The sequence below is a fragment of the Microvirga brassicacearum genome (assembly GCF_008757455.1).
GTDB classification, from domain to species: Bacteria; Pseudomonadota; Alphaproteobacteria; order Rhizobiales; family Beijerinckiaceae; genus Microvirga; species Microvirga brassicacearum.
Genome location: NZ_VCMV01000003.1, coordinates 271,000 through 292,823, shown reverse-complemented (window position 1 = coordinate 292,823; position 21,824 = coordinate 271,000). Strand labels below are relative to the sequence as shown.

Here is a 21,824-nt window from a genome sequence, read left to right as displayed (position 1 = left end):
CATCGATTGTCGAAATTCCGGCAAGATGAGATCCCTGGGGAAAACGGCCCCCCTTGTCCGGGGACTCTTGCGTCGGAGTCCACCGATCTAGTAACTTCGGGGCCGTCGAGTACGACATTCGTGCGGCGGCTTTCACCCCAGGAGAGATCCTCGCGACGCGGTCACACCTTTGTCCGCGCAGCATAAGGGATTCAATCCGGCTCATAAGCGGCCCCGATGGAAGGCAGTAAAAACATGACAGACGCGGGCATCAGCTGGACAGACGAGAGAGTGGAGCTTCTCAAGAAGCTCTGGACCGATGGCTTGAGCGCGAGCCAAATCGCCACCGAGCTGGGCAACGTGACCCGCAACGCTGTGATCGGCAAAGTGCATCGTCTCGGACTCTCCGGCCGCGCCAAGGATAAGGCCGCCGCAGAACAGCGTCCCCGCAAGGCCGCTCGTGCTCCCAGCGCTCCCGTTGCCATTCCGCCACAGAATCGCACCAATGTGATCATGGCGCCGGTTCCGCGCGCGCCCGTCATCCACGTGGAACCAATGCTCCCTGCGGGCGACGATCTCGCGATCCCGGTATCGGAGCGCGTTACGATCATGGAATTGCGCGAGTCCATGTGCCGTTGGCCGATGGGGGATCCGACCAAGGCGGAGTTCCGCTTCTGTGGCGCGCATTCGATCACCGGCCTTCCTTATTGCGACCATCACGCGCGCGTCGCCTACCAGCCCGTCGCAGATCGCAAGCGCGAGCGGAAATTCGCGCGCGGCTGATGAGCGGCGGAGACAGGCGAAAGCGCCTGCCTCCAAACCGTGCCGGATGTTATTCGCTCCGGGCGAAGGTTTCGTCGAACGAATAACCGGCCCCACGCACCGTCCGGATCGGGTCCGGCTTGCGCGGCAGACTGATGGCCTTGCGCAAGCGGCCCACATGAACATCCACCGTGCGCTCGTCGATATAAACGTCATGTCCCCACACCGCATTGAGCAGATGCTCGCGGCTGAAGACGCGCCCGGGGCTGCGCATGAGGAATTCCAGGAGGCGAAACTCCGTCGGCCCGAGATGAAGCTCGCGGCCTTCGCGGCGAGCGCGATGGGTTTCCCGGTCGAGTTCCATATCACCCGCCGTCAATAGACTGGCGATATGCGTCGGCTTGGTGCGGCGCAGGAGCGCACGAACGCGGGCCAGCAACTCGGGAACGGAGAACGGCTTGACGATGTAGTCGTCCGCGCCCGTGGCAAGACCGCGGATGCGGTCACCCTCTTCGCCGCGGGCCGTCAGCATGATGATCGGCATCCGCTCGGTCTCGGTCCGGACCCTGATGCGGCGGCACAGTTCAATGCCGGACAGGCCGGGCAGCATCCAGTCCAGGAGCACCAGATCGGGCACCTGCTCGCGCAGCCTGATCTCAGCCTCGTCGCCCCGTGCGACGCAGTCGACATCATAGCCTTCGGCCTCGAGATTGTACCGCAGCAGCAATGTCAGCGGCTCTTCGTCCTCGACGATCAGAACGCGTGGTCCCATCTTCAGGCTCCAGCCCCGACGGTCGCGTCGATCGAGCGGTCATTCTTCGGCCGGTCGATGGCGAGGTTCTCGCCTGTCACGAGGTAATGCACCGTTTCGGCGATATTGGTCGTGTGGTCGCCGATGCGCTCAATGTTCTTGGCGCAGAACAGGAGATGGGTGCAAAAGGAGATATTGCGCGGATCTTCCATCATGTAGGTCAGCAATTCCCGGAAAACCGACGTGTAGAGCGCATCGATCGCTCCGTCGCGGCGCCAGACATCCACCGCCTTGACGGTGTCCTGCTGGGCATAGGCGTCAAGCACGTCCTTGAGTTGGGCAAGAACCAGATCGCTCATATGCTGGACACCCGCGGCAATTTTCTGCGGCTGAAGCTGCCCGCCGATCGCGAGAGCCCGCTTGGCGATGTTCTTCGCCAAGTCGCCGATGCGCTCGACATCGCCCGAGACGCGGATCGCCGAGATGGTCTCGCGCAAGTCGACAGCGAGTGGCTGACGCCGCGCGATCGTCAGAATGGCGCTTTCCTCGATCTCGCGCTGGAGAATGTCGAGACGGCTGTCAGAGGCGATCACGGTCTGGGCGAGCGGCAGGTCGCCCCGCAGCAGCGCCGCGATGGCATCGACGAGCATCTTTTCGGCGATGCCACCCATCTCGGAGATGCGGCGGCGCAGCCCCTGCAGATCATTGTCGTAGGAACTGACGATATGCTCCGACATGGAGGCCTCCGTTGAAGCTGAGGGTCGGTTAGCCGAAGCGACCGGTGATGTAATCTTGCGTCTGTTTTTTGGTCGGCGTCATGAACATCTTGTTCGTCGGCCCGAACTCCACCAGCTCGCCGAGATACATGAAGGCTGTAAATTGAGAGATCCGCGCCGCCTGCTGCATGTTGTGGGTCACGATCACGATGGTGAACTCCTCGCGCAGGTGCTCGATCAATTCCTCGATCTTGCCGGTTGAAATCGGATCGAGCGCGGAGGTGGGCTCGTCGAGGAGGATCACTTCGGGATTCTGCGCAATGGTGCGGGCGATGCAAAGACGCTGCTGTTGTCCCCCAGACAGGCCCATGCCCGACTGGCGCAGTTTGTCCTTCGCCTCGTTCCACAATGCCGCCTTCTTCAACGCTTCCTCGACGCGACCATCAAGTTCCGATTTGGGCAGGTTCTCATAGAGTCGAATGCCGAACGCGATGTTGTCATAGATCGACATCGGAAACGGCGTCGGCTTCTGGAACACCATGCCGACGCGGGCGCGCAATTCATTCACATCGACAGACGGCGACAGAACATTCTGCCCGTCGAGCAGGATTTCGCCATCGGCACGCTGCTCGGGATAGAGACTGTAGATGCGGTTGAACGTGCGAAGCAGCGTCGACTTCCCGCAGCCCGATGGCCCGATCAGGGCGGTGACCTGACGGTCGTGAAAATTCAGCGAGACGTTTTTCAGCGCGATGGCATCGCCGTAGTGAAAATTGAGGTTTCGGACTGCGATCCGGATCGGCGCGTCGACATCAGCGGCCGCCGCACTCCCGATGGCGCTGCTCGTGTTCAGGGCTATCTGGCTCATCGTACGTGGTCCTTTTTCACGATCAGGCGCGCAACCACGGAGAGCGCCAGAATGGATATGGTGATGATGAGCGCGCCCGCCCATGCGAGCTCGCGCCAGTTCTGATAGGGCGCCAGCGCAAACTGGTAGATCATGACCGGCAGGTTCGAGACGCCACCCATCAGGTTCGCTTTGAACCAGAAATTATTGTTCAGCGCGGTAAAGAGAAGAGGCGCCGTTTCGCCGGCGATGCGCGCGGTGGCGAGAAGGACGCCCGTCACCATTCCGGCACGGGCAGCCCGCCAGCTTACCTGCATGATGACGGTCGACATCGGCGCGCCCAGAGCCGCCCCCGCTTCCCGCAGCGATCCGGGAACGAGGCGCAGCATGTCCTCGGTCGTCCGGACGATGACCGGAACCGCGATGATGGCGAGCGCCACGCCACCGGCCCAACCGGAGTAACTGCCCATCGGCTGGACCATGAGCGTATAGACGAAGAGGCCAATGAGAATGCTCGGGGCCGCCAGCAGAATGTCGTTCAGGAAGCGGATCAGCTCGGCCAATTTCGAGCCCTTGCCGTACTCAGCCAGATACGTTCCCGCCAACACGCCGACGGGCGTTGCGACGATGATGCCCAGGAACGTCAGGATCAGGCTGCCGACGAGTGCGTTTGCGATGCCGCCACCCTGCGTGCCCGGGCCGGGAGTCGTCTGAGTGAACAAGGCGGGCGAGAAGCCGCTGATCCCCTCGACGATGAGCATCAACAGGATCCATCCGAGCACGAAGGCGCCGATGAGGGTGAACAGCGCGCAAATTATCTTGAGGGCGCGATCCGCCAGATAGCGGCTCCGGCGCACGCGGCCCCAGGCCTTCGGCGTCGCCATGCTGATGTTCTGGGCGATATCCATCGTCGACTCCTACCGGGCGTTGACGCGGGCGATGAGAAGGCGCGCCGCCACGAGAACGATGAATGTCACGAGAAATAGGATGCAGCCCAGTGCCATCAGCGCGTTGAGCTGAAGACCAAGCGCTTCGTTAAATTCATTGGCGATGCGCGACGCGATGGTCGAGCCGGGATCGAAGAGAGATGCCGAGAGCCGGTTGGCGTTGCCGACCACGAAGGTGACCGCCATCGTTTCTCCGAGCGCGCGTCCCAGGCCCAGCATGATTGCGCCGATGATGCTGACCCCCGCCTGTGGCAGAAGCACGTGACGGACCACTTCCCACGTAGTGCAGCCGATGCCGTAAGCGCTCTCGCGCAGCACCGGCGGGATCTGGTCGAAAATGTCACGCGTAATGGAGGCAACAAAGGGAATGATCATCACCGCAAGGATGATGCCGGCAGTCAGAATGCCCACGCCGGACGGCACGCTCGCGTACAGAATGGTTCCGATGATCGGAATGCCTTCAACGAGCTTGGAGACGGGAATCTGGACAAACCTCGCGAAGAGCGGTGCGAAGACGAACAGGCCCCACATGCCGTAGATGATGCTCGGCACGGCGGCGAGCAATTCGATTGTGGTGGCGACCGGCCGCTTGAGCCAGGGCGGGCAAAGCTGCGTCAGGAAGATGGCGATGCCGAGCGAGACGGGAACACCGATCACCAGCGCGACGAGCGCCGTCGTGAGCGTGCCGATGACGGCGACCCATGCGCCGTACTGGTCCCGCTGCACATCCCACACGCTCGAGGTGATGAAGCCGAAGCCAAATTCGCGAAAGGCAGGTAGACCGCCGTAAATCATCGAGCCGAGAATGCCCGCGAGCACGATCAACACCAGCAGCGCCGACCCGAGGCTCGCGATGCGGAAGACATGGTCGAAGGTCCTCGGCGGCGAGCGGCGGACAGGAGTTCTCATGCTCGAGACGAGACGTTCTTGCGAGAGAGCTACCATCCGCCGATCCGATTCTTTCCGAGAGGCGTTGCGTTACTTCTTGAAGACCAACTGGCCCGACTTGTCCTTGATGTCGCTCGCCCAGGTCGCACGGACGGCGTCCTTCACTTGAGCCGGCAGCGGCACGTAGTCGAGTTCGAGGGCCATTTGATCGCCGTTCTTGAACGACCAATCGAAGAACTTGAGCGCTTCCGCGACCTGCTCGGGCTTCTCCGGGTTCTTCGGCACGAGGATGAAGGTCGGCGCGGTGATCGGCCATGCCTCGTCGCCGGTCTGGTTGGTCAGCGAGATGCCATAACCTGGCGCCGATTTCCAATCCGCGCCGGCCGCAGCCGCCTGGAAGGTCTTCGCCTCAGGAGCGACGAACTTGCCGCTCTTGTTCTGAAGCTGCGCAAACGGGATGCTGTTCTGCTTGGCGTAGGCATATTCCACATAGCCGATGGCGTTCGGCACCTGCTTGACGAGCGCGGCGACACCCTCGTTGCCCTTGCCGCCCTGCCCGATGGGCCACTGAACCGAAGCGCCGGCGCCGGGGCCGCTCTTCCAGGGCTCCGAGACCTGCGACAGGTAAGTGGTGAACACGCTGGTGGTCCCCGATCCGTCGGAGCGGTAGACCGGGGTGATCGTCCCCTCGGGAAGCGTCACGCCCTCGTTGGTCTTCGCGATCCGAGCGTCGTTCCATTTGGTGATCTTGCCGTTGAAGATGTCGGCCAAGATGTCGCCGGTCAGCTTGAGCTTGCCGGATGGCACGCCCTGAACGTTATAGACCGCAACAACGCCACCCATGACCATCGGGAACTGGACGAAGCCGTCCTTTTCAAGTTCCTCGCCCTTGAGCGGAGCGTCAGTCGCGCCGAAATCCACCGTCTTGGCGCGGATCTGGCGGATGCCGCCGCTCGAGCCGATCGACTGATAGTTCAGGCTGTTGTTGGTGTCCTTCTTGTAGGCTTCAGCCCACTTTGCATAGATCGGGAACGGAAAAGTCGCGCCCGCGCCGGTGATTTCGGCAGCTGTGGCGGCAGTCGAGAAAGAGGCGACGGTGAGGCCAGCCGCGAAGGCGAAGGATAGAAGTTTCACGAGACATCTCCTTGTTCACAGAAGCGGACGGATCGCTCGAATGTCAGCGAAACCCGGAACGCATCGGACAGGTACGGGCTCTGGATGTCGGGTCTACGACAGTTAAATGACAGTTCCATGACAGCCGGACCGTCAGATGGTTCAGGGCGGACTGCTCGCAATCCGCGGAAGCGTGACGGTAAAGCGCGCACCTGCTCCCGGCTCGCTCTCGATTTCAAGCGTGCCGCGGTGGCGGTTGACGATGTGCTTGACGATTGCAAGTCCGAGGCCGGTGCCGCCCTTCTCGCGGCTCTGTTCCACATCGACGCGGTAGAAGCGTTCGGTGAGGCGCGGTAGATGCTCGGGAGCAATCCCGGGACCGTAATCCCGCACGCTCAGAACGGCCCGATGCCCGCCGCCAACCGCGTCGGCCTCCAACAGGGAGATGTCGACCTTCCCGCCCCCCTCCCCGTACTTCACCGCATTGGTGATCAGGTTTTCCAGCAGCCGAAGAAGTTCATCCCGGTCTCCGAGGACCAGAACCTGGCCTGAGGGCAGTTCCGCGCGAAGCGTCACGCCGCGATCCTTCGCAAGCGACGTCAACGCCTCGACCATATGCGACGCGATCGCCACCAGATCGACGGTCGTCGTCGGGTGGACGTGAAGGCGCATTTCAATCCGCGAAAGGGACAGCAGGTCATCGATCAGCCGCGTCATGCGCTGGGCCTGCTGCCGCATGATGTCGAGAAAGCGCTCTCGCGCCGTTGCGTCGTTTCTCGCCGGCCCCTGCAGCGTCTCGACGAAACCGAGAAGCGACGCCAAAGGGGTTCGCAACTCATGGCTGGCATTGGCGACGAAATCGGTCCGCATCGCTTCCAGGCGGCGAGCGGAGGTCAGATCCCGGAAGAACAGGACCACTCCGAATTGACCTTTAAGGTCTTTCGCCTGCGTCCGCAGCGGGCCGATATGGACCTCGAAGGTGCGCTCGGTCGGGACGTGCTCCGAATATTCCACCCGCAAGGGCTCTCTCGAGGACAGCACCGCGTCGATCCCGTCAAGCACGACGGGGCTGCGGAGCGCGAATGACAGCGGATGCCCCAATTTCAAGCCGGGCACCAGAAGGCGGGCAGCGTCGTTGGCCTCCACGACGATCGCGCGTTGGTCCACGAGAATGACCGGGTCGGGAATATGCGCCAGGACGGCATCTGCAACGCCGGGGCTTCGTACCGCGGCGTCGGACACTGTCCGGAGCGCCGCGCCTATCCGCCTTTTGGGCGCGAGGACCGCGCTCAGGGCGACTGCAACGATGCTGGCGAGCACCAGCCACAGGCTGAACTGGCCCAGCGCAGCCGCGGTTGCCAGCACCACCAGTCCGGCCAACGCAGCGCTTCGCGCCGCCAACGCGCGTGCGGTATCGGCACGTTGCGGATTGTTGGCCTCGCCGTTCTCGGTGATTTCGGTCATATCCGTTGGGTTGCGCGGGAGGACAGGAACTATCTAGAGCGCAACGGGAGAAGAGTCATCCGGCGCTAGACGGCCTCGGTCTCCCCCTGGTCCTCGCTTTCGGTAAAGGCCGCCCTCGAGGATTTGATCCGGTTGCGGATTTCATAGGCGCCGAGGAAGGCCAGCGCGACGACGAACGGCACCAGATAATAGCAGAGGCGGTAAAGCAGCAACGCTCCGAGCACAGGCTCACGCGGGTAGCTGGAGAGGGCCAGGAGGATCGTGGCCTCGAAGACGCCGAGCCCCCCGGGAGCATGGCTCGCCACGCCCAGCATCACGGCAAAGATGTAGATCGCCACGAACGTCTCGAACCCGATATTATGGCCGCCCGGCAACAGCACGAACAAAACAGCCGCGCCTGCGCAAACGTCGGCGGCTCCGATCAGCATCTGCGCGACCGTCAGCCGGAATCCCGGCAATTCGAGCCGCCAGCCCTGAATCTTGACGGCGCGGCGCTTAAGAGAGACCCAGCCGAGATAGCCAACCACGAGGATCGCCGCGATCAGACCGACGAGCTGGTTGATCCAGATATTCGTGTAGACAAGGCTCGCGACCTCGTCCGCCTGCCGGATCATGCTCCAGGCGAGCACCAGCGCCATGCCGAGCCAGAAGGTCACCCCGGCAATCACGGTCAAGCTAGCGACCCGGCCTGCACTTAATCCACGCGGCGCGTAGATCCAGTAGCGGACGGTGCCAGCCGTCAGCAGGGGAAAGCCGAGGGTGAAGCTGACCGCGTAGCTGGTAAAGGATGCCAGCGCAGTCGTGCGATAGGGGATGTGGACCTTGATTTGCCGCAGCGCGATCGCGTCATAGCAGGTGAGCAGGCTGTAGCTGACCGCCGTGAGCAGGATGGCGAGGCCGATCTGCCGGAGGCTTGCCGCCGTAAAGGCGGTCTTGAGCTCGTCCACGTCGATTCCCGACACCACGTGCCAGAGGACCACGAGGGAAGCGGAGAACAGGATCAGGCTTGCCGCCATCCCGATCCAAGCGAAGCGGCGCGAGCGCCTCTCCTTCGGATGGAGCGCCTCGGCGGAGGTCATCGCCGGAGCAGGCGCGGGACGAAGGCTCATATCATTCATAAAAATGAAAACCAGCTTGAGCTTTGGGGAAAATAGGTCCCGCCAAGAATGACTCTGCATCTAGGGGCTCGGAACCGAAAACGCCAGACGCCGTGGACCGATAATGCTTCCGCGCCGGGCAAGCCACCATTTGCCCTCTAGGAGCGACAGGTTAAGCTCACGTCCTGGCAAGGGCTCGAAAAAAAGCCCGCAACTGTGGTTATACTGAGAAGGTCGGGCGCAAATTTACTGCGCCTGTAGGGGATTCCGGGTGAATTTCAACGAAACAGAGAGCCAGTTTGCAGCGCTCGCCGAGCGGCTCCCGCAGCTCGTCTGGTCCACCCGGGCAGATGGCTATCACGACTATTTCAACCGCCGCTGGTACGATTTCACCGGCCTCACGGTCGATCAATCGCTAGGGCGCGGGTGGCGCTCTGCCGTTCATCCCGAGGACCTGCCGAGAGTCAACGAGCGCTGGAGAGCGGCCCTTGCCGCGGGCGACACCTACGAGGTGGAATACCGGATCAAATCCGCCGCGGGCCATTTTTGCTGGGTGCTCAGCCGCGGCATTCCCCACCGGAATGATGCGGGCGAGATCGCGCGCTGGTTCGGCACCTGCACGATCATCGATGCCCAGAAAAAGGCCGAGCAGTCTCGTCGGGTGCTTGAGGATCAGTATCGCCTCGCCCTGGACGCGGCGAAGCTTGGCACCTGGCGCCTTGAAGCCGACAGCGGAACGATCAGCTGGGACGAAGGGAGCTGCGCGCTCTTCGACCTGCCTGCCGACGGCTTGATGAGCATGCCTCTGGAGGAAGCGCTCGAGCGGATTCACCCTGACGATCGCGAGAATGTTCGGGCCAATATGGCCGCCGCCATGGCGCCGGGCTCGAGCGGGATCTACGAGGTCGAGTGTCGCACCATCCTCGAGGATGGATCCATGCGATGGACCCGATCGAATGGCCGGGTGTTCTTTGCCGATGACGGCATCGAGTCTCGCATCGCCGGCCTGTCCGGCGTCATCAGCGACATCACCGACAAGCGCTCAGCCGAGGAAGCGCAGGAGCTTCTGACCCGCGAACTGACCCATCGGGTCAAGAACCTGTTCGCAATCGCCAACGGCATGGTGTCCATGACGGCGCGAACCGCCCGGGACACCAAGGAGATGGCGACCGCGCTCCGCGGTCGCCTCAGCGCCCTTTCGCGCGCCCACGAGTTGGTGCAACCGGTGGCCGTGTCCGCACCGGGTGCGCGGGTCGGCCTCGACGAATTGATCGAGGCCGTCCTTGCTCCCTACACACAGGACGACGGCGGCAAGGTGCAGGCAGAAGGGCCCTCCGTCAGCGTCGGGGCGAACACCACGACGAGCTTGGCGCTGGTGCTGCATGAACTCGCCACCAACGCGGCGAAATATGGCTGTCTTTCAAGTCCGGAGGGGCATTTGACGATCCGATGGACGGAAACCAACACCGCCGTCGATATGGTGTGGCGGGAAACAGGGGGACCGCGTATCGAAGCGGTACCGACCTTCGAAGGCTTCGGCAGTCAGCTTGCGCAACGGAGCGTCGCGGGGCAATTGGGCGGCAGCATCGTTCGCGAGTGGCGGCCCGAAGGGTTATGCATTCGCATGGTGCTCCCCATCGACCGGCTGTCTCTGTGACGCTCGCGTCCCCTCCGCCAAGTACCTGAGAATTGTTTCGATGAGTTCATATCGCAGTGCCTTGATCCTCGGCGGAGCTCGTTCGGGCAAGAGCCGGCTAGCCCAAGCGACCGCCGAGGCCGCAGCGGAACAGCGGGTTTTTATTGCGACCGCGCAGGCGTTCGATGACGAGATGCGTGACAGGATTGCCCGGCATCGCGCCGATCGCGACAATCAGTGGCGCACGCGCGAGGCGAGCCTCGATCTGGTCGAGGCGATCGGCGACGAAGCCGGACCGGACAAGGCCGTGCTGGTCGATTGCCTGACGCTGTGGTTGTCGAATCTTCTTCTGGCCGGGCGTGATCCCGACCGCGAGACGGATCGCCTTGTCGACGTGATTACCTCGGCGACGGGGCCGCTCGTGCTCGTGTCGAACGAGGTCGGCCACGGGATCGTGCCGTCCACCGCCCTCGGCAGGATTTTCCGCGACGCGCAGGGGCGATTGAACGAGCGTGTGGCGCAGGTCAGTGACGCCGTCGTGCTGGTGACGGCCGGGTGCCCGACGTTTCTGAAGCCTGCTCCGGCGTTCGAGCTCAAACTCGCATGAGCGCTCGCGCTCCCGCCATCATGATCCAGGGAACGGGATCGAATGTCGGCAAATCTCTGCTGGTCGCGGGACTGTGCCGCATCTTCGCACGCCAAGGTCTGCGCGTGCGGCCGTTCAAACCGCAGAACATGTCGAACAATGCAGCCGCAGTCGAAGGTGGAGAGATCGGGCGGGCACAGGCATTACAGGCGAAAGCCGCGATGGTGTCGCCGAACGTGCACATGAATCCGGTCCTGCTGAAGCCCGAAACCGATCGCCGCTCGCAGATCATCGTGCAAGGCAAGCGCTTCGGGCAGCTCGACGCATCGAGCTACGGGCAGCGGAGTTTGCTTCTGCCCTTCGTGCTCGACAGCTTCCGCCAGTTGGGCGAGGGTGCCGACCTGATCGTGGTCGAAGGTGCGGGCAGCCCGGCGGAGACGAACCTGCGAGCGGGCGACATCGCCAATATGGGATTCGCTGACGCCGCCGACGTCCCCGTCATTCTCGCCGGAGATATCGACCGCGGCGGTGTCATCGCCAGTCTCGTGGGAACGCATGCCGTCCTCGACGACAAGGATCGCAGCCGCATCCGTGGCTTTCTCATCAACAAATTCCGCGGCGACGTTGCTCTTTTCGAGGAGGGCGTCGGGAAGATCGCGACGCTGACCGGCTGGCCGTCCCTCGGGGTGGTGCCGTGGTTTTCCGATGCGCACAAGCTGCCGGCGGAAGATGCCCTCGACATCGCATCCGCACCCCGGGACGGCGCCCCGTGCAAGATCGCGGTGCCGCTGCTGCCGCGCATCGCCAATTTCGACGATCTCGACCCGTTGAAACTCGACCCCGCCATCGACCTCAGAATGGTCCCACCCGGCGTCCCCCTGCCGCTCGATGCGGACCTCATCATCATTCCCGGCTCGAAAGCGACGATCGCCGATCTCACGTTCCTGCGGCAGCAAGGCTGGCATATCGATATCGCCGCACATATACGCCGCGGCGGTGATGTGCTCGGCCTCTGCGGTGGGTATCAGATGCTGGGGCGAACGATTGCGGATCCCGACGGCATCGAGGGCATCGTGGGCACGGTCGAAGGCCTCGGCTTCCTCTCTGTCGACACTGTTCTGACCAACGACAAGACAGTACGGCCGATCGTTGCGCAGCATATCGCGAGCGATATCGAACTCAGCGCATACGAGATCCACCTTGGTGAGACCATTGGTGAGGACACGGCGCGGGCACCGTTTCGCTACGGCGGAAAAGCCGAGGGCGCAGCATCGGTCGATGGGCGCATCGTCGGCACCTATCTGCACGGGCTGTTCACGACGGATGCTTTCCGGGAAGCGTATCTTCAAGCGCTGCTGCCCGGTCGCACGACCGGGCATCTTCGGTATGAGACCGAACTCGACGCGATTCTCGACGCTCTGGCTGATCACCTTGAGATGCATATCGATATCGGGAAGATGCTCGCGATCGCAAGGGACGCGCGCTGACGTCAGCGCATCTTCGCACGCGCCTGTGCGGCGAGAGAATCGATGAGTGCAGGCGTCGCCGGCCCGCCGCAAATGGAAAGTTGACCGGCAACCAACAGGCGTCGGTGCGGCGGCACGGCATCTGAGAGAGCAGGATGAATCAAGAGGGCGGACCCGTTGTCGATCGCGCGCCCCGCATCATCGTCCAGCAGAAGGTAATCGGGCGGCGCAGACACGATCGTTTCCAGCCGCACCACGCCGCCGCGCTTCACGCCCAGCGCATCCTGATGCGGCACGAAACCCATATGGCGCAGGATTTCGCTGACCAACGAATCCGATGCCGGCACCCATCCGCGGCGGTAGTAAGTGAGAATGCTGCGGCCCGTGGGCACGGCATTTTCGGATCGCACGAGCGCATCATCGATCTCGGCGATCAGCGTTTCGCCACGACCCGGATGACCCAATCTTGCGGCGATCAGCCTGATCTGTTCGCGTCCATGCGCCAGCGACCGCCATGGCTCCAATGGCTGCACGTCGAAACCCTGACGCTTCAGAAGAGCCGTGCGATTTTGCTGCCCGAAGGTCCCTGTCACCACGAGATCAGCGCCGCTGAACAGAATGGATTCGCCCTTGCCGTCATTCGCCGGAAGGCCCTTGGCCTCATCGGCGAGATTCGAAAACGCCGGATCGCGCGCAAGGGGGCTTAACGACTTGATCTGGTCCCGATCGGCCAGCCGCAACAGAAGCTGATCGGCGCAGAGATTGAGCGATACGACACGGCTCGGGCGCTCGATTGCCGCCGCCATACCGGCTGCGCACATCGCGCAGGTGACAAGGAAGGCGAAAAGCAAGCAGCGAAAAACGCTCATGACGGCGAGGACCTGAATCGAGCCGATCTTCACATGAGCCACAACAGAAGCAAAGCGATCGCACCCGCCTGGATGGCGCAAGCAACCCGGTAAATCCGCAGCGCGGCGCCGATATCGGCGGGCTCTGCCTCCGCCCGTCCGCGACCCATCCAGCCATCGTCGACCACGACCCCGCCATAGGACCGCGGGCCGGCAAGGCGCAATCCCAGAGCGCCGGCCATGGCGGCTTCCGGCCATCCCGCATTGGGCGAGCGATGATGGCGCGCGTCGCGCATGACGGCTCTGGCCGATTCAACGGCGCTGCACCCCGGCAGAAAAACAGCCGCGGTCACGATCAACAGCGCCGCCAATCGCGATGCGGGAAGGTTGATGAGATCATCGAGACGCGCGGCCGACCAACCATAGGCCCCATAACGCGGCGAGCGATGGCCGATCATGCTGTCGGCCGTGTTGATCGTCTTGTAGGCAACAGCGCCGGGCAGCCCGCCAACCGCCATATAGAAAGTCGGCGCCACGACACCGTCGGAAAAATTCTCCGCAAGACTTTCAATGGCCGCGCGCGCGACCGCTGGCCGGTCGAGCGATTGCGGATCGCGTCCGACGATATGGGCAATGGCCGCGCGCCCACCTTCGAGGTCTGTCGCGAGTCCAGTCGCCACCCGGGCGACGTGATCGTAGAGGCTTCGTTGTGCGATCAGGCTGCTGGCGAGGACACCGAGAATGAGGAAGGCCGCCCCTTGGAGCAGGCTCATAGCGAGCGCATCCAGCACCGACGCAATTCCAACGGCGACCGCAAGCGTCAGGCCGAGCGCAAGGACGCCGCGCAGGCGTCTGGCGGTGGGAGGCAGCTCCAGCCGGTTGAGACGCTGCTCCAGGGCGGCGATCATGGCCCCCAACCAGGTGACCGGATGGCCGATGGCGGCGAATATCCGCGCGGGATAGCCGACGCAGGTCTCGACCGCGAGCGCTGTCAACGTGGTCAAAATGGTGGCAAGAAGAAACGGCATCTGGTCCGGAGCAAATTGACGTGAATCACGGCGGCAACCTTCATGACGCAAAAGCGCTCTTCCCGGAAGCGTCGGAGCCATGGATCGACCTTTCGACCGGGATCAACCCGAACGCGTATCCTGTTTCGTTTAGCGACCCCACCGTCTTTACACGATTGCCTTCCCAACAGGCGGTCCGGGAGTTGGAGCATGCTGCCGCGCGAGCTTATGGCGTGCCGGACCCCTGTCTCATCGTGGCGGCGCCAGGATCCCAGTCGCTCATCGAGCTGCTTCCGCGCCTCCGGCCCAAGGGTCGTGTTGCCATCGTCGGCCCCACCTACAACGAACATGCCGCATGCTGGATGGGCCAAGGACATGAGTGCATTGCCGTTGCGAACCTGTCGGATGCCTTGTCCGAACGGACCGATAACATCGTTCTGGTCAATCCCAACAACCCGGACGGCCGAGTGGTGGTAGCGCCCGAACTCGCACGTGCCGCCGCAATCATGCAAGCACGCGGTGGATGGCTCGTCGTCGACGAAGCATTCGCCGATATCGAAGACGGCGTGTCGATCGCCCATCGCGACCTGCCCGGCACGGTCATCCTCCGTTCCTTCGGAAAGACCTACGGACTTGCAGGGATTCGGCTGGGTTTCGCTATCGCGGCACGCCCGATCGTCGATGAGATACGAGCGCAACTCGGATTGTGGGCGATTTCCGGACCCGCCCTCGCCATCGGTATCGCTGCATTTGCCGATGATGCGTGGCTGGTCTCGCAGAAAGACGTGCTTAGAGCGGCCGTGAGCGATCTTGATCGCGTACTTTCGCGATCGGGTTTTCGCATCGTCGGAGGAACGCTCCTGTTCCGTCTCGCGCGACATCCTGCCGCCGCATCCGTATTCGACGATCTCGCACGCGCAGGGATCTGGGTCAGAAAATTTCCGCACGATGCGGCGATTCTTCGCTTCGGCATCCCACCGAAAGACGGGCTGCCTCGCCTCGAAGCGGCGCTGAACGGGCGCCTCGGCTAGCTCAGGTCAGGATCTTCCTCATAAAGAAGCGCGGATAGATCGGCGCCGCGCCATCGAGTTCGCCGAACACCTCGAAGCCAAGCGCCTCGTAGAACGGGCGTGCCTGGAAGCTGTAGGTGTCGAGCCAGATGGTGTGGCAGCCGCGCCGACGCGCTTCCGCTTCGGCTGCGTGCATCAGCCGCGTGCCGATCCCCTGGCCCCGGAACCCGTCCGGCACGACCAGCATCTCGATGTGAAATCCGCCCCAGCGCGATTGAGCCCAAAGGCCACCGATGGTGGCACCCGTCTCCCCGTGGGAAATCAGAATCGCGTAGGCGCGATTATCCGGCGCACCGACAGCTGCGGTCGTGAAACGGCGCAGGACGGCCTGCGCCGCATCATAGGCTTCCGCTGGCGGCGTATCCGTTTCGACGAAAACCAGTTCTTCCGACACACCACCTCTCCGCAGATAGCCAGCGAAGCTTTCCGCACTGGCGGGACAATCGTTCCAACATTCGCAGCGCAGCGACGTCAAGGTGTTCCGCGGGCCCGCCGCGACAATTGGACGTCCCATCCGCCCAAAGGAGAATTTCCCCTGCCTTCAGAGAGGCGACGGGTCGTCGCACTTGGTGCAGACTTCGGCTTGTAAAGGTCAAGCTGACCTATTCTGAACACATCCGGAGGTCACGACGCCGACAGATCTTAAATGAAGAAGCACCGCGTGCTCATTCTATTGTGGTAGCGCGGCATCCCACTGGGGGTTTCCTTTATGAATGTCGACCTGACAGCGTCTCATGACGCTTGCCAGCCAGCGTATCATTGCCAGAATTCCAAGAACATCCATCGCCATGGATCCTCTTGCGATGGTTTTACTTCTCGGTCCACGTGGCTTCTATATAACATCCGCCGCTGGACGCTAGCGGGAATCGCCGGGTTCTGCGTCACGGTGGCCACGACCTCCGGCGCGATCGCTCCCGCGGGTGCGTCGCAGCCGACCGTCATTGCCAACCCGCTTGCGCAATTCGCCGCCGTGGCGCCTGCGGCCATCGACCTGACGGATTTCGCGCCCCCCACGATCGAGGCTCCGCCCCCTGCTGCGGTGCCGGGCGAAATCTCGAGCAGCGATGCACGGTCGCAGGACCTGCTCGAGACGGTCGAAATCCCGAAGGCCGCCGAGATTGCGGATCCTCGCTCCGCCATCATTGCAGGCATGGCAACGTCACCGTCGAGCCAGACCGCCCTGGAGGATGAGATTTTACCCTCGTACGTTTATTTTGGCGACCGGCGTGTGTCCCGGTGGATCGTCGATGCGATCACCCGGGCGGCGGAAGCGACTGGCGCCGACCCGGTCTACATGATGGCGCTTGCGGACAAGGAATCGAGTTTCATTCCGTTCAACAAGGCAGCGACCTCATCCGCCGAAGGTCTGTTCCAGTTTATTTCCAGCACATGGCTGGAGGTGATCCGCTCGTTCGGGGCGAAGCATGGCTACCGTGCCGAAGCAGAGGCTATCCAGATGATCGACGGTCAGCTCGCCGTTGCCGATGAACGGATGCGTGAACACATTCTCGGCCTGCGCCGCAACGCCTATGTTTCGGCGCTGATGGCGGGCGAATTAAAGAACCGCGACACGGCGACCATCGAGACCAAACTCGGCCGAAAAATCAGCCGGTCCGAATATTACCTGTCCCACTTCTTCGGGGTCGACCGCGCACGCAAATTCATGAGCCTGGTCGAGGACAAGCCGAAGCAGCGCGCCTCGCGCTTGTTTCCCGCCGCCGCGAAGGCGAATAAGGCGCTGTTCTTCGCAAAGGCCGGGCGCAAGACGAGGCATTTGAGCGTCGCCGAGGTTTACGAGAAGATCGATGCGATGATCGATACGCGTCTCGACCGTTATGAGGGCGTGGTCGGACTGGCTGTGGCCGACGCCGTGCTCTGATCGGATGCGCGTTCGTCGGGTTGGCCCTTCGCATCCGGCCCATCGCTCGAACCGCGGGGCGGCTCGGCGCGGTATGTCAGCGAAGCAGCAGCGGGGCTCGTCGACGGAATATCGGCAAACCCACCCATGACGGGGTCGCGCCGCAGCATTCGGATTCGAACGACCACGAATACGGTGAGCAGCGACGACACGATCGCCGAATAAATGAACAATCCGCCGGGGCCGATGAAGTCCATCGCCATCGCACCGAGAAGCGGGCCGATGGTGACGCCCGTGGCCCACGAGAAGAGAAGCGTTCCCACCGTCGAAACGATCTGGTCCGGTTCGACGATGTCGCATGCATGCGCCACGCAAACCGAATAGATGCAAAGGGCCGTGCCGCCCCACGCGGCGAAGGCGAAGAGCAGGAAAGTCTGCGCGCCGTACATGCTGGCGAGAAGGATGGCGATCGACACGAGGCTTGTGGCGCCGGCGAGCCCGGCAATGACATGGCGGCGGTCGGCGCGGTCGGATAGCCAGCCCAGTGGCCATTGCATCAGGAGGCTTCCCGCCTGCAATGCGAACAACAGCGCAGCGGCCTTGTCCTGGCTGAGCCCGATGCTTACGCCGAAGACCGGCGTGATGGCGATAACCGGGCCGTTGATGAGACCAACGGCAAATGCCCCCACGACCGCGGAAGGCACGGCGGAAAAGAGCGCCCGCACCCTGATCCGGACCGTCCGCGGAGGAGGAGGCTCGGCCGTCGAAGTCGCGGCGATCGGCAACAGCGAGAGCGACAGCACGGCGCTGACCGCCAAAAACAAGCCATCGGTCTTGATGTCCCCAAAGGCAATGCCCAGCGGCGACAGCATCAGCGCGATCTTGGTGGACATCATATAGATGGAGAGTGTGCGCCCGCGATGTGACGACGTCGCTCGCGCGCTGATCCAGCCGTCCGTCACGGTAAAGATGCACGCGAAAGTCATGCCCGATACGCCGCGCAGGATCGACCAGGCGAGTGTCGAGTGAGCCTGCGTCATCGCCAATACGAGAACCGCAACGATCGCAGCAAGGCTGGCGAATGCGCGGATATAACCGACATGGCGGATAAACAGCGGTGCCAGGAAACAACCCGACGAGAAGCCGAGACCATAGGCGGCCGCGACAATGCCGATCGCCGAAATCGGCAGGCCTTCCGCCTGCATGCGCAGCGGCATCAGGGCCTGCAAGAGCCCATTGCCTGCCTGCAGCAAGGTTGCCGCTGCCGTGATGGTCCAGATGAGGGAAAGCGAGGAGGTCACGGCGAAAACAGAAAGGTGCGAAGCGACGGGCGCGAGATCAGCTTACAAGAAGGCACCCGTCGCGAGAGATCAAGGGCAATTCCACCACGACGCTGAAAACCGGCCCCGCGACGGCTGCCAAAGACAATCCCTCACGACAGTCGATGCTTGAACTACAAGCGGCATTCCCGTTGCATCGCGGCTTTCTGGAAACTGGCAAAGAGATAGTACCCGTTGAATCGAACGCCTGTCGCGGCCGCACGTCCATCGAAGCCCAGCGGTCCGGCCCTCGGGTTCTCAAGGCGGCCTTCGAAGCGCCACTGAGGGCCGACGACAAATGCTGGCACAGAGCGTTCTTCCGGAACTGCGCAGGAGAGTCCATCCGGGCCCGTATTCCGGAATAGATTATAGGCGGACATGACGACCCTCCCCAAGACTACGAATCACACGGCGGAGAACGCACACTGGAGAAACACCTAGGCGGGAGTATGAACGCGCCGAGGCAAAAACGCGAGTCGGGAGGAGTGGTGCTGGAGGCCAATTCGTTGATAGGATCCGGTGCTTAGCGCGAGCGGGAGGAATTCCATGGCAGTTCAATTGTGGCGCGGCTTGGGTGCATTGGGCTTCATCGCCGCACTCGCCGTTTCGGGGGGCGCCTTATCCCAGACGCTTGCTCCCTCCCCCGAGGCGCCGACCGGGCGCACTGCCAAACCGATATCCTCAGCCACCAGGGACATGGTGGCTGCCGCAAATCCCCTCGCTGCCCAGGCCGGTCGCGAGATTCTCGCGGCGGGCGGCAGCGCTGTCGATGCGGCGGTGGCGGTCCAGCTCGTTCTGAATCTTGTCGAGCCGCAGAGCTCCGGCATTGGCGGCGGCGCCTTCATGGTGCTTTGGGACGGCACCACGATGACCACTCTGGATGGCCGCGAAATAGCGCCGGCCGCCGCTAAACCCGAGCGTTTTCTTGGCGCGGATGGCAAGCCGATGAAGTTCTACGACGCGGTCATCGGCGGACGCTCGGTCGGTGTGCCCGGCACGGTCCGCCTCCTGGAGACCGCCCATAAACGTTGGGGCAAGCTGCCCTGGAGGCAGGTCATCGAGCCCGCCGCCACGCTCGCCGAGAACGGCTTTACGATCTCGCCCCGGCTCAACGGCCTGCTGACCCAGGAAAAATACCTACAGAACGACCCGGTCGCCCGCGCCTATTTTTATGATGCGGACGGCAAACCGAAGGCGGTCGGCACCGTCCTGAAAAACCCGGCCTTCGCCAAAACCCTGCGGACCCTCGCCGAAAAAGGCGCAGACGGCTTCTACTCGGGCGAGATCGCCGAGGACATCGTTGCGTCCGTCACCGGGCACCCGACCAATCCGGGCGATATGACGCTCGACGACCTCAAAGCCTACAAAGTCGAGGAGCGCCCCGCCGTCTGCGGTCCCTATCGCACCTTCAAGGTCTGCGGCATGGGTCCGCCGAGTTCCGGTCAGGTCGCGGTGCAGCAGATTCTCGGCATCCTGCAGGAAACCGACATGGCCGCCCTGAAGCCGGGCCCCGACGCGGTCCACTGGATCGCCGAGGCCGGCCGTCTCGCCTATGCCGATCGGGCGCTTTATCTCGCGGATCCGGCTTTCGTGAATGTGCCCGTCAAAGGCCTGACCGATCCGGGGTACCTGAAGAGCCGCGCCGCCCTGGTCGATCCCGCCAAATCCATGGGCAAGGCCAAACCCGGCGAGCCACCTTTCCAGAAAACCTACCTCTGGGGAGCCTCCGAAGGCATCGAGTTCGGCACCAGCCACATGTCGATCGTCGATCGCAACGGCAACGCGGTATCGATGACCACCACCATCGAGGACGGGTTCGGCGCCCGCCTGATGACGAAGAGCGGTTTCCTGCTCAACAATGAGCTCACCGACTTCTCGTTCGCCACCGTGGAGGATGGAAAGCCGGTTGCAAACCGGGTCGAGGCCGGCAAACGGCCGCGCAGCTCCATGGCTCCCACTATCGTTCTCGACGAGGGCAACAAGCTTTATGCGGTGGTCGGGTCGCCCGGCGGCAGCCTCATCATCAACTACGTGGCCAAGACTCTCGTCGGGCTCCTCGACTGGAAACTCGACCCGCAAGTGGCGGCTGACCTTCCGAATGCGGGAAGCCGCAACGGACCGACGGAGCTCGAAGCCGGGACCGAAGCTGCGGAGTGGAAAGCGGGCCTCGAGGCGAAGGGACACGAGGTCAAGCTGATCGACCAGAATTCCGGCATTCACGCCATCCTAGTGACGCCCGCGGGCCTTGTCGGGGGCGCCGATAGCCGCCGCGAAGGGGTGGCGATCGGAAATTGACGTCTCTCGCCTGCGCAGACTTTGACGAAACAGGGTCCATGTCGCAGAAGAGTGCCTGAATTTCGGATCCAAGGGAGCGCATGAAGAGATTTCTTGTCACGGGCGGAGCCGGATTTATTGGTTCCGCCGTCGTTCGCATGCTGGTTCGGGACACGCCCCACGAGGTCATGGTCCTCGATAAGCTCACCTATGCGGGCAATCTGGACTCGCTCAAGCCAGTGGCGAACAACCCGCGCCACCGCTTCGAGCAGGCTGATGTGACCGACTTCGAGCGGATGCGCGCGCTCGTGGAGAGCTACCGGCCGGATGTGGTGATGCATCTCGCGGCCGAGAGCCACGTCGACCGGTCCATCGAGGGGCCGGGGGCCTTCGTCCAGACAAATGTGGTCGGAACGTTCGCGCTGCTTCAAGCCTGCCTGCATTATTGGCGCCAGCTCCCGCCGACGGCCCAGGAAACCTTCCGGTTCCACCACATCTCGACTGACGAGGTTTTCGGCTCCCTCGGTGAGGATGGGCTCTTTCACGAAGACTATCCCTATCAGCCGACCTCGCCCTATTCGGCCTCCAAGGCAGCCTCGGACCATTTCGTTCGCGCCTGGAACCACACCTATGGCTTGCCGACGATCGTGACCAATTGCTCGAACAATTATGGTCCCTATCATTTCCCCGAAAAGCTGATCCCGCTCACCATTCTGAACGCGCTGGAGGGCAAGCCGCTTCCGGTCTACGGCAAAGGTGAGAACGTGCGGGACTGGCTGTTCGTCGACGATCACGCGCGAGCGCTCATTCTGACGGCGGAAAAAGGCCGTCCGGGCGAAACCTATGCCATTGGCGGGCACAATGAGCGCCGGAACATCGATGTGGTGCGTGCCATCTGCACCCTCGTCGATGAGTTGTCGCCCGATCCGGCGATCGGGCCGCGGGAGAGGCTGATCTCCTATGTGACGGACCGACCGGGCCATGATCTCCGCTACGCCATCGACGCCTCGAAGATCGAGCAGGACCTTGGCTGGCGACCGTCGGAAACGTTCGAGAGCGGCCTGCGCAAGACCGTGGAATGGTATCTTTCTAACCGCGATTGGTGGGAGCGTGTCCGGTCGGGGGGCTACCGGGGACAGAGGCTGGGGATTGTCGCCTGAGGTGTTTTCACGCCCGCGATCACACGAGAAACAAGC

The 21,824-nt window shown here is 62.9% G+C and carries 20 protein-coding genes; 8 read left to right on the top strand and 12 right to left on the bottom strand.

Translation table 11 applies throughout. The features are described 5' to 3' along the window. Nucleotides 1-234 precede the first annotated feature (234 nt). The gene (locus FEZ63_RS03110) at nt 235-762 is read left to right on the top strand and encodes a GcrA family cell cycle regulator (protein WP_150942170.1); all 528 of its coding nucleotides are present in this window, start codon (nt 235-237) and stop codon (nt 760-762) included. Between the two features lie 49 nt (nt 763-811). Here FEZ63_RS03110 and phoB read toward each other — a convergent pair whose 3' ends face one another. The 8 genes from phoB to FEZ63_RS03070 form a co-directional block, all read right to left on the bottom strand. Further along, nucleotides 812-1,513 (bottom strand): phosphate regulon transcriptional regulator PhoB, encoded by a 702-nt coding sequence (gene phoB, locus FEZ63_RS03105; RefSeq protein WP_150942169.1) that lies wholly within the window; start codon nt 1,511-1,513, stop codon nt 812-814. Nucleotides 1,514-1,515: 2 nt separating this feature from the next. Continuing rightward, the gene (gene phoU / locus FEZ63_RS03100) at nt 1,516-2,229 is read right to left on the bottom strand and encodes a phosphate signaling complex protein PhoU (RefSeq protein WP_150942168.1); all 714 of its coding nucleotides are present in this window, start codon (nt 2,227-2,229) and stop codon (nt 1,516-1,518) included. A gap of 28 nt (nt 2,230-2,257) precedes the next feature. After that, the gene (gene pstB / locus FEZ63_RS03095) at nt 2,258-3,076 is read right to left on the bottom strand and encodes a phosphate ABC transporter ATP-binding protein PstB (protein WP_150942167.1); all 819 of its coding nucleotides are present in this window, start codon (nt 3,074-3,076) and stop codon (nt 2,258-2,260) included. Beyond that, nucleotides 3,073-3,963, bottom strand: coding sequence for a phosphate ABC transporter permease PstA (gene pstA, locus FEZ63_RS03090; RefSeq protein ID WP_150942166.1), 891 nt, complete (start codon nt 3,961-3,963; stop codon nt 3,073-3,075). Before pstA ends, pstB begins: the two co-directional genes overlap by 4 nt. 9 nt (nt 3,964-3,972) lie before the next feature. After that, entirely contained in the window at nt 3,973-4,947 is a 975-nt protein-coding gene (gene pstC, locus FEZ63_RS03085; protein WP_150942165.1) for a phosphate ABC transporter permease subunit PstC, read from the bottom strand. 33 nt (nt 4,948-4,980) lie between these two features. Beyond that, a complete protein-coding gene (pstS, locus tag FEZ63_RS03080) occupies nt 4,981-6,024 on the bottom strand; it encodes a phosphate ABC transporter substrate-binding protein PstS (RefSeq protein WP_150942164.1) in 1,044 nt (347 codons plus the stop codon). Between the two features lie 141 nt (nt 6,025-6,165). Continuing rightward, nucleotides 6,166-7,467 carry an ATP-binding protein gene (locus FEZ63_RS03075; protein ID WP_150942163.1) on the bottom strand — a complete coding sequence of 434 codons (1,302 nt, stop codon included), beginning with the start codon at nt 7,465-7,467 and terminating at the stop codon, nt 6,166-6,168. A 65-nt stretch (nt 7,468-7,532) separates the two neighbouring features. After that, a complete protein-coding gene (locus FEZ63_RS03070; protein ID WP_420846251.1) occupies nt 7,533-8,576 on the bottom strand; it encodes a lysylphosphatidylglycerol synthase domain-containing protein in 1,044 nt (347 codons plus the stop codon). Between the two features lie 259 nt (nt 8,577-8,835). Between FEZ63_RS03070 and FEZ63_RS03065 the strand changes: the two genes are divergently transcribed. The 3 genes from FEZ63_RS03065 to FEZ63_RS03055 are packed head-to-tail and all read left to right on the top strand — an operon-like array spanning nt 8,836 to nt 12,273. Continuing rightward, nucleotides 8,836-10,221 carry a sensor histidine kinase gene (locus FEZ63_RS03065; RefSeq protein WP_150942161.1) on the top strand — a complete coding sequence of 462 codons (1,386 nt, stop codon included), beginning with the start codon at nt 8,836-8,838 and terminating at the stop codon, nt 10,219-10,221. Nucleotides 10,222-10,261: 40 nt separating this feature from the next. After that, nucleotides 10,262-10,807 carry a bifunctional adenosylcobinamide kinase/adenosylcobinamide-phosphate guanylyltransferase gene (gene cobU, locus FEZ63_RS03060; RefSeq protein ID WP_150942160.1) on the top strand — a complete coding sequence of 182 codons (546 nt, stop codon included), beginning with the start codon at nt 10,262-10,264 and terminating at the stop codon, nt 10,805-10,807. Beyond that, complete coding sequence (locus tag FEZ63_RS03055) at nt 10,804-12,273, top strand: cobyric acid synthase (protein WP_201274071.1); 1,470 nt, start codon at nt 10,804-10,806, stop codon at nt 12,271-12,273. Before cobU ends, FEZ63_RS03055 begins: the two co-directional genes overlap by 4 nt. A gap of 2 nt (nt 12,274-12,275) precedes the next feature. Here the strand turns inward: FEZ63_RS03055 and FEZ63_RS03050 are convergent, their stop codons facing one another. After that, nucleotides 12,276-13,121 carry an ABC transporter substrate-binding protein gene (locus FEZ63_RS03050; protein WP_150942159.1) on the bottom strand — a complete coding sequence of 282 codons (846 nt, stop codon included), beginning with the start codon at nt 13,119-13,121 and terminating at the stop codon, nt 12,276-12,278. Between the two features lie 29 nt (nt 13,122-13,150). Beyond that, nucleotides 13,151-14,128, bottom strand: coding sequence for an adenosylcobinamide-phosphate synthase CbiB (gene cbiB / locus FEZ63_RS03045; protein WP_150942158.1), 978 nt, complete (start codon nt 14,126-14,128; stop codon nt 13,151-13,153). Nucleotides 14,129-14,148: 20 nt separating this feature from the next. On the opposite strand from cbiB, the gene cobD reads away from it, so the two are divergent. Continuing rightward, entirely contained in the window at nt 14,149-15,138 is a 990-nt protein-coding gene (cobD, locus tag FEZ63_RS03040) for a threonine-phosphate decarboxylase CobD (RefSeq protein ID WP_150942157.1), read from the top strand. A gap of 1 nt (nt 15,139) precedes the next feature. On the opposite strand, the gene FEZ63_RS03035 is transcribed toward cobD, so the two are convergent. After that, nucleotides 15,140-15,571 (bottom strand): GNAT family N-acetyltransferase, encoded by a 432-nt coding sequence (locus FEZ63_RS03035; RefSeq protein WP_201274070.1) that lies wholly within the window; start codon nt 15,569-15,571, stop codon nt 15,140-15,142. 492 nt (nt 15,572-16,063) lie between these two features. Between FEZ63_RS03035 and FEZ63_RS03030 the strand changes: the two genes are divergently transcribed. Further along, on the top strand, nt 16,064-17,056 hold the full coding sequence (locus tag FEZ63_RS03030; RefSeq protein WP_150942155.1) for a transglycosylase SLT domain-containing protein: 993 nt from the start codon (nt 16,064-16,066) through the stop codon (nt 17,054-17,056). Here the strand turns inward: FEZ63_RS03030 and FEZ63_RS03025 are convergent. Continuing rightward, a complete protein-coding gene (locus FEZ63_RS03025; protein WP_150942154.1) occupies nt 17,011-18,336 on the bottom strand; it encodes an MFS transporter in 1,326 nt (441 codons plus the stop codon). The two genes, FEZ63_RS03030 and FEZ63_RS03025, sit on opposite strands and share 46 nt — an antisense overlap. 564 nt (nt 18,337-18,900) lie before the next feature. Between FEZ63_RS03025 and ggt the strand changes: the two genes are divergently transcribed. Further along, nucleotides 18,901-20,649, top strand: coding sequence for a gamma-glutamyltransferase (ggt, locus tag FEZ63_RS03015; RefSeq protein WP_150942152.1), 1,749 nt, complete (start codon nt 18,901-18,903; stop codon nt 20,647-20,649). A gap of 80 nt (nt 20,650-20,729) precedes the next feature. After that, nucleotides 20,730-21,788, top strand: a complete 1,059-nt coding sequence (gene rfbB, locus FEZ63_RS03010) for a dTDP-glucose 4,6-dehydratase (RefSeq protein WP_150942151.1) — start codon at nt 20,730-20,732, stop codon at nt 21,786-21,788. The last annotated feature ends 36 nt before the right edge of the window (nt 21,789-21,824 follow it).

Excerpts from the sequence above, each read along its gene's own strand:
- FEZ63_RS03110 (WP_150942170.1), top strand. The coding sequence starts at position 235 with ATGACAGACGCGGGCATCAGCTGGACAGACGAGAGAGTGGAGCTTCTC.
- phoB (WP_150942169.1), bottom strand. The coding sequence starts at position 1,513 with ATGGGACCACGCGTTCTGATCGTCGAGGACGAAGAGCCGCTGACATTG.
- phoU (WP_150942168.1), bottom strand. The coding sequence starts at position 2,229 with ATGTCGGAGCATATCGTCAGTTCCTACGACAATGATCTGCAGGGGCTG.
- pstB (WP_150942167.1), bottom strand. The coding sequence starts at position 3,076 with ATGAGCCAGATAGCCCTGAACACGAGCAGCGCCATCGGGAGTGCGGCG.
- pstA (WP_150942166.1), bottom strand. The coding sequence starts at position 3,963 with ATGGATATCGCCCAGAACATCAGCATGGCGACGCCGAAGGCCTGGGGC.
- pstC (WP_150942165.1), bottom strand. The coding sequence starts at position 4,947 with ATGGTAGCTCTCTCGCAAGAACGTCTCGTCTCGAGCATGAGAACTCCT.
- FEZ63_RS03075 (WP_150942163.1), bottom strand. The coding sequence starts at position 7,467 with ATGACCGAAATCACCGAGAACGGCGAGGCCAACAATCCGCAACGTGCC.
- FEZ63_RS03070 (WP_420846251.1), bottom strand. The coding sequence starts at position 8,576 with ATGAGCCTTCGTCCCGCGCCTGCTCCGGCGATGACCTCCGCCGAGGCG.
- cobU (WP_150942160.1), top strand. The coding sequence starts at position 10,262 with ATGAGTTCATATCGCAGTGCCTTGATCCTCGGCGGAGCTCGTTCGGGC.
- FEZ63_RS03055 (WP_201274071.1), top strand. The coding sequence starts at position 10,804 with ATGAGCGCTCGCGCTCCCGCCATCATGATCCAGGGAACGGGATCGAAT.
- FEZ63_RS03050 (WP_150942159.1), bottom strand. The coding sequence starts at position 13,121 with ATGAGCGTTTTTCGCTGCTTGCTTTTCGCCTTCCTTGTCACCTGCGCG.
- cbiB (WP_150942158.1), bottom strand. The coding sequence starts at position 14,128 with ATGCCGTTTCTTCTTGCCACCATTTTGACCACGTTGACAGCGCTCGCG.
- ggt (WP_150942152.1), top strand. The coding sequence starts at position 18,901 with ATGGCAGTTCAATTGTGGCGCGGCTTGGGTGCATTGGGCTTCATCGCC.
- rfbB (WP_150942151.1), top strand. The coding sequence starts at position 20,730 with ATGAAGAGATTTCTTGTCACGGGCGGAGCCGGATTTATTGGTTCCGCC.